Genomic DNA, 16,010 nt, shown 5'->3' on the forward strand with positions numbered 1-16,010 from the left:
ATCTCCTGAGTTAAGGTCAGGTGATATTTTCAATGACTAAAAACCGTTCTGCTAGGTGAGGTTGGCCGGACGTTTACTGTTAAAGAGTGTATTTTGCTATTTTTATTAAATCGTTTTTAGTTTTTCCTGATAATTTGAATTTAGGCATTAGTGGTTATCTTTGTCCAACTCTAAGATCAAAGAATCATAGGAATAATCGGAAACACCACTGTTTTCACCTTCAATAAGCATATTACCTAAATTAAGTATTTTTACTTCCTGATCTTCCAATGCTCTTAAACCAGCACGAATGACTTCACTTGCAGTGCCAGAACGATCTGAGTTAAGTTGCTGATGTATAAATTTATCAACATGCTCGCCTAATGTTACGCTCGTATTCTTAGCCATAATGTAAACCTCAAGTACCAATATATATTGGGTAATAGTTTGAAAAATATATCAAGGTAATCAAACGGACAAAAACAGTTGGCTTTTTGCCGTGCCGCTACGCGTCTATTAAATATCATCAATGAATAAGGAAGGGCAGTTCTAGCTCTCCATTTTGTGTTCCCTCCTTGAACTGTAGTGTCTTCGAGTAGGATAGTTTGCCGTAACTATAGAAATAAAGATTCCATTAAAGATTTCTTAATCAATTAAAAACATGCAGGTATGCCTTAAATCAAATTTAGTCACTTTTATGAATCTTTACGAATGACGAGGGATCTGAGCTGAAAGTTATAGCCTATAAAATAAACTTGCTCTGCCTTACTGTATTTTATTATTCATTAATATATACTCGTTAATTGTCAACAATAAACAATAGATGCGAATCCATGAAAAAATTATTAACTCTTTGGTTTGTTATGCTCACCATTTTGCTTTCGTTTAGTAGTTATTCAGAAGATAAACGACCTAACATTATCGTTATTCTTTCAGATGACTCTGGTTATACCGATTTGGGAAGTTTTGGTGGTGAAATTGAAACCCCTAATATTGATCAACTAGCTAATGATGGGGTCCGTTTTAGTAACTTTTATAGTAATGCCAGATGCAGTCCAACACGTGCAACTTTATTAACTGGGGTAGATGCTGCACACGTTGGTTTTGGTGGCGGCGTTGTTGGTGATTGGGTGCGTGAATTACCTTTTGAAGCTCACCGTGGACGATTGTCTTATGAGCAACCGTTAATTTCCGAATTACTTGGAAGTAATGGTTATCAAACAATGATGGTTGGTAAATGGCATTTAGGTGGAAGCTATATTAAAGAGAACCCGAAAGAAATGTCACCAGAATGGATAGCGTCGCATTCAGGTATGGAACTGACCCAATATGAAATGGACCAAGATTACCTTAGTTTGCCCCCTCAGCGAGGTTTTCAGAAAAGCTTAGTTTTCATTGGAGCACAAGGAAATCTTTTTGCGACTCCGGAAGATGAACATCAATATTATGATGGGAATGATAGGGCAACGTTAAAATACGATTATAATTATAATATGCACTGCTATGCTGACACACCTTTTCTCAAAAAGCATTATGGTGCTTGTCATGGAAAATCGGGGAAAGCCTTTTACTCAACCGACGGCATTACAGACCGAGCCGTTGATTTGATAGAAGAAGCTACAGATCAAACAGATCCATTTTTTATGTATGTTGCTTACCGAGCGCCACATAAACCACTGCAGGCTCCAGAAGAACTCGTTCAAAAATATCTAAAACGATATACAGATCTACAAAAAGTAGCTGATGATCGCCATAAGGGATTGGTTTCTGCAGGCTTGTTTCCGCAAAATGGTGATATCGCTAATAATAACTTTTTATGGACAAAGCAAGATAAAGAAAAAATTGACAAATTCCGTCTACAAGCTGCTGTACACGCCGCTATGGTAGAAAAGTTAGATGAAAATGTAGGTAAGCTGATACAAAGCCTAAAAGATAATGGCGAGTATGAAAATACGCTTATTTTGTACTTTTCAGATAATGGTGCGGCATCTCATATTGGTGATCTAATGAATTCACCTTATAAAGGGGTTAAAGCCTTGCTTTGGGAAGGTGGTGCACGAACGCATGCTATTGCGAGCTGGCCTGACGTAATAAAGCCGGGAACGATTTCAGATGATTTAGTGTGGGTTGGGGACATAACTCCTACCTTACTAGAGATCACTAACACCGAATTTCCTGAAAAGTTTCATGGATCAGTACCAAGAAAACCAGACGGGCGGAGTGTTTTAGCGAGTCTTAAAGGCAATAAAATGTTACCGCCTGAAGCTATTTTTTTCAACGATAAAGGCCAGCAAAGCGTCATTTATCAAGGTCGATGGAAGCTTTTAATTGAGGCTGGTTGGTATCTACAAACACTTGCGAAACCAGGGATCACATACGAACTTTATGATTTAAATAACGATCCGGGTGAAACTAATAACTTGGCAAAATTAAAACCAGACCTGGTAAAAAAACTAACAGCTATGTGTGACAAATGGAAAAAAGAGAACAAAATAGTTGATTATGAAAAGATAATTAAAATAAAACCGCAAGACCCTTATTAACTATTGCACGACTATATCGACGGCCTCGGACAGGGCGACTGCTTAGGGATAGAGCTTAGGGGCAAATCTTTAGCAGTGGTTTCTTTGTGCACCTAGCAGAGCTACTTAAGGGCAATGGGTTAATAGACCTGTTGCCTTTGCCGGCTTACTGGTTCGGGGCGTACGGGCTTATGCTCTGGTTGTATTTATTATTGGTATCTTGCCTTTGTATGGGCAAGAACCGGGCTTGGAAAATAGCTCAATAACAACACGCTTGTACACTTCTAGTATCTTGTTTGTTTTAAGGTTTCACGCTACGCTGGTTGAAAATAAACAACGAGGCTAACGTATTTTTGCGCGACGATAGTTAGCTGCTTTAAGGTTTTTATGTTTAGAAATATATTAATAACTAGTATGTGTCTTTTGTTTGTTGGGTGTAAATCAACATCGGTATATGTACCTAAATCTCTTGTAAATGCAGCCGACACTGATCTTGTCACGCTAAAGGCCGATTCAGAGCATGACCATGGTATTTTTGTCGCATTCGATGAAAGACTCTACATTTCCTCAATAAACGGTGAAAGTACATACGACTTTATGTCTATGGACGGTTATCCAGAAACAGCAAAAATCCCTATCGGTAATAATAAGATTGAGTTGAAATATATTCAGGGTCAAGTATCGGGAGATAGTTGCGTTGTCTTTAAAGCAGAAAAAGGCAAAGTTTACTTGGCAACTAAAAAACGAGACGGCATGCGCGTTTTATACTGGATTATTGAAGAAGGCACAAACAATAAAGTGAGCAAACCTTGTATCGAATAATATCTCCGAGTAGCCAGTAAACCTTAGGCTGATAAAGGTTCTAGTATCTCCTATATCACGAAATTTAGCCGTAACGTTCGTCCTTTATTGGAGAGCCTAGATGAGTTAGATTCATTTTGAGGTAATCGATCAAGGCCGATTGTTGAGCCACAAATTAACATACAATTGTGTGGCTCAAGTTCAAAAATGTTAGTCAATTAAGGCCAAACGCTTAATGTAGTTGTCATCTAAAGCTTGGCTAAATATCATTATTTCCGCAATGCTGCCATTTAAGTTTCTTAATGGCTTTTGAAGCCGTTTTGGGTCCCAGTTACCTATGGAAGCCGGGCCAATCAACCAATAATCTGAAGGTTTCATTAATTTAGTTTGTTTGACTTTTTCGCCATTGACAAATAATGAGACGGTTTTAAGTTCACTGTCAACTCGCGTTGCCAGATGATACCAAGTGCCAGAATCTGAAACAGAAAAAAATGGTTCATAAGTATAGTTTTTGGGGCCAAGTTCGCGTGAAAATAAACCTAAAACTATAGTGCCAATCCCTGCATTTATACCTTGGGCACGATAGTTAGAAATCTGCCAATGTATATCACCGGGTTTATATCCATCGGTTAATAACAGAGAATTGTATCTTCTATCTAAACTGTCTATTTTAACCCATGTTGCCATGGTAAAACTGGTTAACTTCTCCTCAATATCAACACGAACGCGGTCACTTGCTCGTTTAAATTTTAACGCGTGTTTGCCTTGCCATGGACCTTGGCTCCAACGAGCACCAACGATAGCGCCGTGATGTTTATCGCCATGGCTGGATAAATTAGTGAGAATTCTAGGCTTTTTAGCACTTGGTTCAAAGTCGTAATACGTCACCAAATTGGAGTCAGCGAGAACCTCAGCTTTAACTGAAAGCCATTTTTGATGCTGTTGGCTTATTGCTGTGCCAGTGAGATCGTCGATAGTATTAAACTCGGCAAATTTGGCTTTTGAGGCGATATCATCGCGCCATTCAGAACGGGTCTCCCCAGAAAAATTTATTGCTTGTCCTTTTTCAATTAATTGTTGATAGCCTAAGTCATTTCTAACTTCAACTAAGCCTTCAAAAACATGGACTTGAGATAAGCCATCCTTTGTTACTTCAACCCCGATTTCGGTCCCTAAGTCTATGATTTCGCTATTAGGTGTATCGATAGTAAAACCGATGGCCACTTTGGGAACATCGGTCATTACTTTGCCACTTATTAATTCTACTCGTTCTTCATTAATAATATTGATGGCGGCCGGGCCGGAAATTTTTAGCTGTGCGCCGCGGTAAAATTCGAGCTCAAGAAAGCCCTCTGATAAATGTAATTGACCGGGTTTTACAGAGTCGCCAATTTTAAATATGGCGTTTTCGTGCAAGCCAATGGCATTGGCGATAACCGCAACGCCCAGATCTTGATATTCGTATTGAGGTTTGGCTTTATGCTCTGTTGGCTCTGATAATTGTGTGGTTAACTGAGTGGCCTCAGCGTGGTTGGATTTGTCGTGATTAGGCTCGGCCGTTAAAAAATGAAATGACAACAACGCACATGCCGCTGTGCTTAAGGCGGTTAGTAACCAAGGAAAATAGCCTCGAACAATATTGTCATCGGCTGGCCTTTTATCAAATTGATTGTTGGTAATCGCTGAAATAATGTCTGACTCAAAACGTTTATTGGTCTTATTTTCAAAAGCAGTAGTAACCGTTTGGTTCACAAAATTATCGAGTTGGTCGGTCGCTTCAAATCGTTGTCGAATTAAATTATCAATAGTGAGTTGTTCACTGAGTTGATTTTTTAATTCGGGATTATGTTCGGCCAATGCGATAAGCGCGTCAAACTCGTGATCAGCTAGCTTGTTATCTAAAAGTAGTGCAAGCAATGCTTCAAACTGTTTTTTATGCTCCATGTTATTGTTCATAACTCAACCTAAAATCTAGACATTGTTTCAATTTAGTTCGGATCCTCATCAGCGATAATCGAATGGCGGTTGGGGTCATTGCCATTTGCTCGGCAATGACCTGAGTGTCGTCTTCCATATGATATTTACGACCAATAAGTTCTTTACTTTTTAATGGTAGCGCATTGATACATTCTTTTAATGCATTAACCTCTTGATGCTCACCAAAAGTAACTTCATAACTTTGTTCAAACGAGTCAATTAGTAACAGGGTTAGTTTGTCGTTCATTATTCGGTTATGCCGAGCATGTTTACGAGTTTCATTCCTAACCAAATTTCGAGCAATACCTTTTAACCAATGACCAAAATCTAAACTTTGATCAAACTTTTCCAACTCTTTGTATGCAACGATAAAGGTTTCTTGGGCAATATCATCTACAGCGTGTGAAAATACTCCAAGTCCACGAATATAGCTCCTGAGAGTCGCTTGATATTGCCGAATAAACGATGTAAATAATTGATGTTCTTTAGTCATGTCCACATCAGCTATTGACGTTGTTGATGCCAGTCGGATTAGTCATTAACAAAACCTTCGGCTTGCTCTTGTTTACGGGCAAATAAACTAAAGACTAAAACGACCGCAAAACAGAATAACGGTAGCAAATAGCTAAGATTTACATTGGCGGTTTGATCAATGATACGACCTTGAATAGGTACAATTATCGCGCCACCTAAAATGGCCATAATAATAAATGAGCCACCAAGTTTTCGGTCCTCGCCAACGCCAGTTAACCCTAAACCGTAAATAGTTGGGAACATTAATGACATACAAGAAAAACAAGCTAACAAGGCATAAGTACCAATATTACCGCCGACAAAAACGGCAATAGAAATTAACACGATCGCTAAACTTGCCATTATTGTTAGAAGACGAGCTGGGTGAATATAACTCATTAAAAAAGTACAGATAAAACGAAAACAAGTATAAACACACAGGCCATAAAAGACATAGTCTCCTGCTTCAGCTTCGTTTGTGATGCCCGATAGGTTGTCCATGATATACCGTATGGCATACGTCCATATTCCAACTTGGCAACCCACATAGAAAAACTGCGCAATAACCGCAAACTTCCACTTACTATTTTTCTTTAATCTGCCAAACGAAGCTTTTAAATTTCCAAATTTGTCGTCTGACTTACCAGACGGAAAGCGAGTGAAAAAGATAAATGCGGCCAATGTTAATGCGACAAGAGCGACGATTACGTAAGCCGAGACAACATTACCTAATTCTTGAGCTTGCATAGTATTGAGTTGCTCTGGCGACAAGGCTGCTCGTTCAGTTTCATTTGCACTATTTAAGCCTTTTAATATTACTTCCTTACCTAAAAATACGCCCATTAACACACCAATTGGATTGAACGATTGCGCAAGGTTAATCCGTTGAGTTGCGGTTTTTTCTGGCCCCATAGACATAATGTATGGCGCAGCAACTGTTTCTAAGATGGCGCAACCAGAGGCAAATACATAAAAGGCAAATAGGAAAAATTCAAAACTCATGGCCTGGCTCGCTGGATAACATAAAAAAGCACCAATGGCGTAAATTGTTAATCCAGTTAATACACCATTTTTGTAGCTGTACTTTTGGATCAAATAAGCCGCGGGTAATGCCATACAAAAATAAGCACCATAAAAGGCAGATTGGATAAATGAAGATTGAAACAAGGTCATACTAAGTACTTTCTGAAATGCTGGTACGAGCAAGTCGGTCATGTTGTTTGCCGCGCCCCATAGGGCAAAACAGGCAGTAATCAGTATAAAGGGCAATAATAAGCCTTTTGAAATAATCTTATTAGCATCTTTTGACGCGTCTGTATGGGCTGTTGGCCTGATTGGTGCCGCCTCGATTGTTTGATTAACTTCCATTATGTTCTCATCTTTTCGTTATTATAATTAATATGAGTAGTTTGAATTACCCTGTAAATAGCGGACTAAACCCCGCCAAATGTTCATTACTATCTCCAAATTGACTTGTAGGTACACCACCGGCTTGAAGCATTTTTAGAAATAAATTAGACATTGGGATGTCTTCGGAGAACTTGTGATAGCGACCATGTTTAAGTCCCATGTTTTTACCGCCAGCTAAAATAAGTGGGCAATTTCGAGCGTTATGGGTGTTACTGCATGCACTGCCATAAAGTATTTGCGTGTTGTCTAATAGCGATCCGAATTGGTCGGTCGTATTTTTCATTCGGTCAATAAAATAACTAAAATGGCTTGCAAGCCATTGGTCATATTTACCCCAATCTTGCCAATGTCCGGTTGTTTTATCATGGGTAATTGCATGGTGGCCTTTTTTGAGGCCTAGTTGAATTTTAGGGTATGCATCTCCAAGTCCCATGCCGTCTTCCCGGGCAATCATGTATGAAGCCACTTCCGTTAGGTCGAGTTGAAATGCCAAGACAATAAGGTCGTACATAGTGCGGATATAGGCTTGTGGGTCTATTTTAGCATCTACTGCAAGGTCAATATGATCCGCATTAAAGGCCCCTAACGGGATGTCTAACCATGCTTCATTGCGCTTAATCTGTTCTTCTAGATCATTTAACGACGCTAAGTGCTCAGAAATTTTATTTCTATCTGCAACGCCCAAACGTTTTTGCAATCGTTTAGCGTCTTCGAGTAACAAGTCGACTACCTTTTTGTCTCGATGCAAACTTTTCTTGCGTTCGACAGATGTGTTTTGGCCGTCTGGGGCAAAATAACGCTCAAAAATTTGTCTATGGCTATGCTCAGATGGCAAGGCTTTTCCCTGATGATTAAACGATAAGGTTGAAGCTCGTGACTTAAACCCAACACCGCCGTCGGCGGAAAGGATCAATGACGGGTATCGGGTATTGTGTTTTTTAATTGCAGCAGCGTATTGGTCTACAGAAATACTATTTTTGTAATCGCCACGGAGATCCCCAGCTGTTAAGAAACTATCACCGGCGATATGTCCAAGTAATTCTCTCGATTTTGGGTGGCTTAAACCACCTATAATTGAAAGGTCTTGTCTGTGCGGGTTGAGTGAAGACAATACGTTGGTGAATTCATAATTGTCGCCTTCGCCAGAAGGAAACCAGTTCCATTGTTTATATTCGGAGTCCAAGCCAGGCAAACTAACACCATTAGGAACATACAGATAACACATGCGTTTAGGGGCGGTGAGTCGACTACCAAGTTGTTTAGTTTCCGCCATACATTCTAAGTATGGCAAGCTTGCCGCCACGCCAATACCTTTGATGAAACTGCGGCGATCTAATTTAAACCCTTTAATGTAATTCATATCTTCTCCTTTAACTTGGGCGCTGGTTTATCTGTTTGTGCAGAAGGTGCTCTAACAAATGCCGGGCTTCTTATTATTGATGTAATTATGCTTTGCATTTGGTACTGGTTGTTTTTAACTTCGGTTAATATGGCATTTAACGCGTCTTCATCATGAAAACTGACTTCTTTGGCAAGGGCATAGGCGTATAGATGTTTGATGAGCGATAAGACCACTTTGTCTTTCTGCTCGGTCACAAGGTACTGCTTAATTTCTGCTGTACCTTTGATTTTTGTGCCGTCTGGTAAAACGACAGAATCATCAATTTCGCCACCTTTATAAGATGCACGAAGGCGACCAACCGCATCGTATTTTTCAAATACAACACCAAAGGGATCGATTTTAGCGTGGCAGTCTCGGCAGGAGTCTTTGTCTCTATGCAACTCTAATTGTTGTTTTAATGTTAAGTTTTCGAAACCAGGGGTGTCGGGATCAAGCTCTGGAACATTAGGAGGTGGCGGAGGAGGAGAATCCCCTAAGATCTTTTCTTTTAACCATACCGCTCGTTTAACAGGGTGGCTATGTACGCCGTCGGCATGGCCTGTTAGGAAAGTCCCTTGGGATAATAAACCGCCTCGAGCATTATCTTCACCTAAAAGTACTTTGACAAACTCACTGCCTCTGACTTCTTCAATGCCATAAAACTCCGCTAAATTTTGATTTAACATCGTAAAATCGGCTTTAACCAAATTTAATGCTGGTAGGTTTTCCTGCAGTAAAATTCGTATGAAGTGTTGGGTTTCTAGCGCCATATCTTGTTTAATAAAACGGGTGTAGTCGGGGTAGGTTGCAATATCAACAGATTGATTTTTTTGTCTGTCTAATCTTAGCCATTGACTCGTAAATACATCGATAAAACGCATAACTTTGTCGTCGTTTATCATTCGTTTCATCTGTGTCTCTAGTTGACTTTCCAACTGGCCATTTTTGGCAAGCATCAACAATTCATTATCAGGTGGTGAATTCCAAAGGAAATAGGATAAACGGCTTGCTAATGCGTATTGGTGCATTTGTCGCGTTGTCTCATCACTTACTTTGCTCGTCGTTATAACTGGTGCTGCTTGTGTTACAGAGTCAGTGAGCTCAGCCTTCATTTGTTCATCATCAGCTTGATAAATAAATAAGAAGTTTGTTGAACATAGAACCGCAACTAAGGTCTCTTTTATGCTTTCTTCAAACGACGAGTAATCATCTTTTATGTTTTGCCAATAATTAAAATAAAACATCACTTCTTCTGCGGTAGCGGGTCGCCGATATGCATTTGATACAAACTGTGTGATGACTTCATTGGCGTAGACTTCAGGATTGTTTTTGTTCGCCGATTCTATGAAGATCTTTTGATGTGCCTGCGTAGGCCACTGTTTAAAATAGGGGGCTTCAAATTCGATGTAATCTATATGCAAAGGACTGCCAAATTCATCTGAACTTTTTACTAAATTATTATTCCAAAGTCCGACTTTTAAGCTGCTACTGGTAATGTGATCTCCCTGTGTACCATGGAAAGGGATTGGCAGGTTTTCTAGGCGGCCATAAAAACTAAAGACTTTTTGGTTGTCTTCAATATTTTCTACGCGGACACTTTTAGTAAATGTTTTATAATCCATACCATCGTCGGTCCGGGTTCCGATATAAGGCATGATCTCTGGTACAGCGTCTTCAAACTGACTGTTGTCGAGATATTTCGCAGGTAGGTTTTTAACATGTTTATGGTTAGCCTTTAACTTTGTAAATACAAGGTGGCTGAAACCGGGAAAGTGTTGGTCACTGCTAAATGCCACTTTTAATTTGTCACCTCGAACTAAGTAAGCAACCCCTATGCTGGAAACAACCAAATTGTTTGCCGTTGATTTATCAGTGGAGACAAGAGGTGTGTTAAAACCAATATCTTTAGTAAATTGCAAATTAATATGACTGTTAACGCCTTTTGGCAATGCTGGGTGTACTAAATCTATTTGAAAATAGTCACCGCCACGCGCTGGTGCCTGAACCACAATTTCGCCAGACACGTTTTTACTATTTGGACTAGGTAATAATATTTGTGTCTCTTTAGTTGGTTTTTCAAAACCAATTGTCTTTTTTGCATTTTTAGCTAAAACAACAAATCGATTTACACCTTTAGCTGGCTTTTTAAGCGAGGTATTGTTTTTATCTAGTTCAGCTAAAGGTTTGGCTTTGGTTAATGACTTCGCATTTAGCGCTAGTACGTCAAAAGCATATCCTTTGCTCGCCTTCACCCGTATTGCAAAATCGCCATTGCGTGGGTATTGATCTTTAATTTGCATCGATAAGTTAGGTGAAGGACCGTTCCAGGCGCCATATCTGCCAGCTTGAGTTGTTTCCTTGTGCGGCAACGCGGAATAAAGAGTGATGCCATCTTCCATCATTTTGAATCGTCTAGGATTTGAACCTCGTAAACTCGCACTGAAATAAGGTTTTATTTGTTCTACTTGTTGGCCGTTTTTCGCCTGTCCATTTTCATCCAAAACTTCTACATAAAAATCATTTTTAGCAACGGCAACTTCCATATAACCTTTTGTCAAAGTATTAGGTTCGCCCTTACCGATACCTTTGCCAAAATGCATTCGGTAATGACTTACTGCTGGTTTGTCGCCCAAGTTAATTGCTTTATCTAATGCGCTTCTGGCAATTTTTTGGAAGGTTTCGAGATGCAAGTTTGATGTCGACAAAAGTTCGGCATTATTACTAAAACCAATTTCGGATAATGGGTCGTCAGGCAATTCACTCTCAAAATTTACCGATACACCTAATAAGTCTTGTAAGGTATTTGAGTATTGCTGTTTAGTTAAGCGTTGCATTACCTGTTTGCTTGAGCCTTTTTTCATCTCTTTGGCGGTAGCAATACCATTTGTAAGCCAATCTACTACGGCACGTCTTTCTTCTGTACTGAGTTGGTGTTCCTTCGGCGGTGGCATTTCTCCAGAGTTAATCATATCTAATATTGCATGCCACTGCGGGGCATCGTAACCGTTAACAAAGTCTGGATTTAGCGCTGAAATTTGTACTCCGCCTTTTTGTTTTTCATCACCATGGCAGCTGTAGCAATATTTATCAAACAAGGGTTGGATGGTTTGCACAAACACTTCGTCGTTACTTTCCGATAAATCAAATGCCGTAGCGTCTTCAGGTAACCATGATTTAATGGCGTCAGGTGCAAACCGCGTTAAGTAGGTTTCGCCATGTACCAAATTGCCGCCAGCATGGGCAGCAAAAAACAAAATAATGAGTAACGCGATAGATGAGGTTGTATAGATAGAGGTTAACAATATTTGGTTTTTGGGGTTTTCACCAGTTTCACTGGTTTTACTAATCAACGTGTGCTTTAACGCTGTACAAATAAAGGTTATTAGAGCAACGCATATACCTGCGGTTAAATGGGTTTGAATTTGCTCAAAACCAAACCCTTCATTGGAGGCTAGAGTCATACCTAACATAACAGTGACAAAAACCGAGAACGAAGCAAACCACCATATAAACAGAATAATTTCGCTAATTTGAGGTGGTGACTTCTTGCGTACAAAGAACTCTAGGATTGGAATTAGCACGATAAGTGTAATGGGGAAGTGTAATACCAATACATGAAAACGTCCGAAGAATCGGGCGATACCTTGACCATCTATTTCATTAAATGGAATTGTAAGCGCGGAGGCGATTATTATTAATGCTAAACCAATTAAAATTGGAATTGGTTTAATCAATCTACGTAAATACATCTTTTTCCCTAGTTGTCGCTGTTAATCCGAAAACAAACAGCATTGAACATTATTATTATTTTGGTTGTTTTATATAATTGTCATGACTAAGCAAAGTGTTTCATTATTTATAATAAAATACTTATAACAGGTTTGGGAGCCAAAAACCGTTTATTAACTTGGATAACAGATTCGATTTAGCAGAGTAAGAACGTAATCTTTTTTTGACACTTCTTATTTTTAGCGATGTGGGGAGCGATAAATGACAGGGTTACGCTATTTAAGCTTTTATTCTGCGGTTACTTTCTTTGTCCATTTTATTGCTCTGCACCGCTAATATATTTGATGTTTACATAGGCTAAAGCTAAAGGGGGGGAGGCCTTTCTGGACAACACTTTATCGAAGCCTGCTACAATAAAATTAATGATAGGTATTGCAAAATACGCAGAGTTGCTAGAGCGTTAATATTTGGTGTTAAGACTTGGCTTATTCATTTACTATTTGCGCTAGGTCTAATTTTTTATACTAAAATGAATAACGGAAAAGCGCGCCTCGAATATGAGGTGTTCCTCCCCCCATAAAAGGTCAATGTTATGTCTAAATTATTTATATTAATTGTGTTGTTAATGCTTAGCTTTACATCGTTTGCATCTAAAACCCCTCATAAGCAACCTGACGATGCGATATTACTGACTGTTTTTCTCAAACATGATCAAAGCCATAGTTTTGAGGAGTTTCAAAAAATCCTTGAAGAACAAGGTTTTTTTGACAACTTTCCACCAAAAGGGGTAACGGTTGTTAGCTGGTACGTGATGATGGGCATAGGGCAGGTGGTTACTTTGGAGGTGCCGGCCCATAAACTAAGAGAGGTTAATCTTGCTGTTGAAAAAAGTGCATGGAAGGCGTTTTCTACGGAATTTTACCCTACGTATAATCTGTACCCTGTATTCAAGGATAAACTTAAAAACAAAGCTAAAGTGGCATATTAGTTGTATTGCTATGTATAAATAAATTCGTGTTCGGCAATATGTTATTTGTAAGAATGCCATTTATTATGACGTGAAAAATAAGTTTAAACTCTGACAAAGCCCCTAAAAGTAAAAGGGGCTTTTTTTGTGTCTTTAGCTCTGGTAAATTATAGCTCTGGTAAATTATAGCGCTAATGTTGTTTTAATATCGGAAATGGCTTTAGTGGATTTACCCGAAATAAATGGAATTTAAAGGAATAGTTATTAAATGGATGTTGTAAAAAGTCGGTGGGCCGTCATTTTTTACCTAGCCGTATGTTTATTCTCAAACACGGCTAACGCGCTATCCCCTATAGAATGTAATAACAAAGATGCCTTTTTACAGGAAGTGTACTCTTCAATTGAATTACTCAATGTAACGGATCTCAAAAATAAAACTCGCATACTATCAGCACTTTGTTTTGATCAATCCCACTTCACATTTACTAAACTTGCCATCGCAGATGCAGAAGACGACGGACGAAGCATTGTTGAACTTAGAGATAAGATCGCTAATCAGCATTTGCTAAATAAAAATAATCCTTACTTTCATTGGCAGCTGTTTACGGTATTACAAAGTCACTATTGGGATGTCGATTATCAAGTAGCCATTGAAACCCTTTCGAAACTGAACGTTTACCTTAACCCGATTGCTAACACTGAGATTGAAGTAAGACTGTTTGTATTAATCGGAAATTTATACTGGAATGCAGAGACCGAGCTGCAATTGGAACACCAAGCTTACTACAAAGAGGCGTTGCGTTTTGCTCAGCAACAAGGAAATAAAGAGTTACTGGCTTATGTTTTGTATCATATTGGTGACTCCATTCCTTTAAGGAATGTTGATTCTGATCGCGAATTTTTGGCAAAAAAAAGGCAATGGCTACAGTTAATTAACAATATGCCAAGTAGTGTTACAAAAGCGGATGTGCAATTGTTGTTAGGCACAGCCAATGTTGGAAATACAGCACAATCAAATATTCGTTTTGTTGAAAACAGCATAGAATTATTCGATATGTTTGGTGTGCGACGTTCTTCGATCAGCGCTAGGGTCAGTTTGGCTGAGTTATTATTTGAATATGGTTTGTATGACAATACAGTAGCGGTTATCAACGACTTACTCACAGAAAAAATACTTACTGGTTTGGATAAATCCAGGTTATATAAATTCCTATTTTTAATCTCTAAGAATCAAAATAACTTTGAACAGGCAATTGTGTGGCAGGAATACTATTACGAATCAATTTTAGAACAGTCGTTACCTGAAGAAAGCTTAGACATGTTGTTAGCAAATTATAAAGTGGCCGAACAAAAAAATAAGGCAATGTTACTGGAACAAACACTTAAAGTATCTGAGCTTAAAATTGAAAATAACAAACAACATATGGTTAATTTATTTTTACTTGTTGGTCTACTCATCGTTGGGCTTTCGTTTGTATTATTTATGTATCAGAAAAATCATAAATCAAAACTAAAATATGAAAAATTAGCAACCACAGACACATTGACTGGTGAAAAAAATAGATATTCAATCTTACAATGTGGTGAAAGGGAAGTAGACGTTTCAAAACGTACTGGTATTCCGATGACCGTTGCGCTTGCAGATATTGATGACTTTAAAAAGATTAATGACCAGTATGGACATGACATAGGTGACGAGGCGTTAAAACTGTTTGCGGATGCTTCGAAGTCTGCAGTTAGAAGTATTGATTATTTTGGTCGGTATGGTGGTGAAGAGTGGTTATTTATTCTGCCAAATACCACAGAGGCAGAAGCGAACGCCTTGTTTAAGCGGATCTCAGTTAAACTCAGTAATAGCAGACAAGAACATGGTTTAAACCATATGACATTTAGTATGGGCGCTGTGGATTTGCATGGTGGTCACAACACCTTAGAGCAACTGATCAAAATAGCTGATGAACGTCTATATACTGCAAAAAACAACGGTAAGAACCAAGTTTGTGTCAACCCAACGGATCAAGTGCTTAATGTAACATTATCTAATGCATAAAAAACACCTGCGATAAGCTAGGGGATTTTAGCGCTTTAGTCCCATTTAATTAGACCGCTTCTGTTGATACTAGACGCTTATATATCTACATTTCATTTTAATAACCTCTGACATTGGATGTCATTTAACACTTAATTGCCACCGTCCTAAATCAATTTTAACTTCCATTTTTATATGATGCTAAATTTTGGCTAATATGACCACATATTGGTTTTGGAGTTTATTTTGTTTTTGATTTTTTGTATCGAATTTTATTTAAGCTATTGTTAATTATATAAATTAAATGTTGGCACCCTCGTTGCAAAATAGAAAATAACTAAACATGAGGATTAAAATTATGAACAAATTAACTAAAACACTTTCAACAATCGTATTAACTCTTTCAACAATTGGTATGGCAAATGCAGCAAATTCAGTTGTCGCTGCTGATGATTATGTCACCACTAACCTATGTGTTGTTGCAGCACAAGGAGATCGAATTAAACTGCACAAAGCAATTAAAGACTCCCGTTTAAGTAAAAACTTCATTGCAGAAAAAGTTACGTGTAATGACCAGAACATCTTAGCTTTTGTGGAAGCGCACGCTGAAAATCCAGCCAAAATTAATAATCTATTGATGAATGGTCAGTATGATACTCAAGTTAAAATTACTGACTTAGCCGCTGTACAATACTAGGCAAC

At 38.6% G+C, this 16,010-nt stretch carries 11 protein-coding genes; 5 read left to right on the forward strand and 6 right to left on the reverse strand.

Annotation, left to right across the window (positions count from 1 at the left end):
* Positions 1 to 147: 147 nt before the first annotated feature.
* Entirely contained in the window at positions 148 to 387 is a 240-nt protein-coding gene (locus Q4575_RS00005) for a type II toxin-antitoxin system ParD family antitoxin (protein ID WP_272179485.1), read from the reverse strand.
* Positions 388 to 812: 425 nt separating this feature from the next.
* Between Q4575_RS00005 and Q4575_RS00010 the strand changes: the two genes are divergently transcribed.
* Both Q4575_RS00010 and Q4575_RS00015 read left to right on the forward strand, forming a co-directional pair.
* Complete coding sequence (locus tag Q4575_RS00010; protein ID WP_303520884.1) at positions 813 to 2,522, forward strand: sulfatase-like hydrolase/transferase; 1,710 nt, start codon at positions 813 to 815, stop codon at positions 2,520 to 2,522.
* A 366-nt stretch (positions 2,523 to 2,888) separates the two neighbouring features.
* A complete protein-coding gene (locus tag Q4575_RS00015; protein WP_303520887.1) occupies positions 2,889 to 3,323 on the forward strand; it encodes a hypothetical protein in 435 nt (144 codons plus the stop codon).
* Positions 3,324 to 3,512: 189 nt separating this feature from the next.
* Here Q4575_RS00015 and Q4575_RS00020 read toward each other — a convergent pair whose 3' ends face one another.
* From Q4575_RS00020 to Q4575_RS00040, 5 genes are read right to left on the reverse strand one after another with little or no spacing between them, the layout of a single operon-like run.
* Positions 3,513 to 5,258, reverse strand: coding sequence for a LamG-like jellyroll fold domain-containing protein (locus Q4575_RS00020; RefSeq protein ID WP_215963070.1), 1,746 nt, complete (start codon positions 5,256 to 5,258; stop codon positions 3,513 to 3,515).
* Complete coding sequence (locus Q4575_RS00025) at positions 5,248 to 5,772, reverse strand: sigma-70 family RNA polymerase sigma factor (protein WP_303520891.1); 525 nt, start codon at positions 5,770 to 5,772, stop codon at positions 5,248 to 5,250. The genes Q4575_RS00020 and Q4575_RS00025 overlap by 11 nt, the downstream gene beginning before the upstream one ends.
* A 38-nt stretch (positions 5,773 to 5,810) precedes the next feature.
* Positions 5,811 to 7,160 (reverse strand): L-fucose:H+ symporter permease, encoded by a 1,350-nt coding sequence (fucP, locus tag Q4575_RS00030; protein ID WP_303520892.1) that lies wholly within the window; start codon positions 7,158 to 7,160, stop codon positions 5,811 to 5,813.
* Positions 7,161 to 7,206: 46 nt separating this feature from the next.
* The gene (locus Q4575_RS00035) at positions 7,207 to 8,562 is read right to left on the reverse strand and encodes a DUF1552 domain-containing protein (RefSeq protein ID WP_215963073.1); all 1,356 of its coding nucleotides are present in this window, start codon (positions 8,560 to 8,562) and stop codon (positions 7,207 to 7,209) included.
* Complete coding sequence (locus tag Q4575_RS00040) at positions 8,559 to 12,332, reverse strand: DUF1592 domain-containing protein (RefSeq protein ID WP_303520894.1); 3,774 nt, start codon at positions 12,330 to 12,332, stop codon at positions 8,559 to 8,561. Before Q4575_RS00040 ends, Q4575_RS00035 begins: the two co-directional genes overlap by 4 nt.
* Positions 12,333 to 12,904: 572 nt before the next feature.
* On the opposite strand from Q4575_RS00040, the gene Q4575_RS00045 reads away from it, so the two are divergent.
* From Q4575_RS00045 to Q4575_RS00055, 3 genes are all read left to right on the forward strand, one after another.
* Positions 12,905 to 13,300, forward strand: a complete 396-nt coding sequence (locus tag Q4575_RS00045) for a hypothetical protein (RefSeq protein WP_215963075.1) — start codon at positions 12,905 to 12,907, stop codon at positions 13,298 to 13,300.
* 247 nt (positions 13,301 to 13,547) lie between these two features.
* Complete coding sequence (locus Q4575_RS00050; protein ID WP_303520898.1) at positions 13,548 to 15,329, forward strand: GGDEF domain-containing protein; 1,782 nt, start codon at positions 13,548 to 13,550, stop codon at positions 15,327 to 15,329.
* Between the two features lie 337 nt (positions 15,330 to 15,666).
* Positions 15,667 to 16,005 (forward strand): DUF3718 domain-containing protein, encoded by a 339-nt coding sequence (locus Q4575_RS00055; protein WP_215963077.1) that lies wholly within the window; start codon positions 15,667 to 15,669, stop codon positions 16,003 to 16,005.
* Positions 16,006 to 16,010: the final 5 nt, after the last annotated feature.

Origin of the sequence: Psychrosphaera sp. 1_MG-2023 (assembly GCF_030548245.1) — a bacterium.
In the GTDB taxonomy this organism is placed as follows: domain Bacteria; phylum Pseudomonadota; class Gammaproteobacteria; order Enterobacterales; family Alteromonadaceae; genus Psychrosphaera; species Psychrosphaera algicola.

Coding starts and splice junctions, on each gene's coding strand:
- Q4575_RS00005 (WP_272179485.1), bottom strand. CDS start 387: ATGGCTAAGAATACGAGCGTAACATTAGGCGAGCATGTTGATAAATTT.
- Q4575_RS00010 (WP_303520884.1), top strand. CDS start 813: ATGAAAAAATTATTAACTCTTTGGTTTGTTATGCTCACCATTTTGCTT.
- Q4575_RS00015 (WP_303520887.1), top strand. CDS start 2,889: ATGTTTAGAAATATATTAATAACTAGTATGTGTCTTTTGTTTGTTGGG.
- Q4575_RS00020 (WP_215963070.1), bottom strand. CDS start 5,258: ATGAACAATAACATGGAGCATAAAAAACAGTTTGAAGCATTGCTTGCA.
- Q4575_RS00025 (WP_303520891.1), bottom strand. CDS start 5,772: ATGACTAAAGAACATCAATTATTTACATCGTTTATTCGGCAATATCAA.
- fucP (WP_303520892.1), bottom strand. CDS start 7,160: ATGGAAGTTAATCAAACAATCGAGGCGGCACCAATCAGGCCAACAGCC.
- Q4575_RS00035 (WP_215963073.1), bottom strand. CDS start 8,562: ATGAATTACATTAAAGGGTTTAAATTAGATCGCCGCAGTTTCATCAAA.
- Q4575_RS00040 (WP_303520894.1), bottom strand. CDS start 12,332: ATGTATTTACGTAGATTGATTAAACCAATTCCAATTTTAATTGGTTTA.
- Q4575_RS00045 (WP_215963075.1), top strand. CDS start 12,905: ATGTCTAAATTATTTATATTAATTGTGTTGTTAATGCTTAGCTTTACA.
- Q4575_RS00050 (WP_303520898.1), top strand. CDS start 13,548: ATGGATGTTGTAAAAAGTCGGTGGGCCGTCATTTTTTACCTAGCCGTA.
- Q4575_RS00055 (WP_215963077.1), top strand. CDS start 15,667: ATGAACAAATTAACTAAAACACTTTCAACAATCGTATTAACTCTTTCA.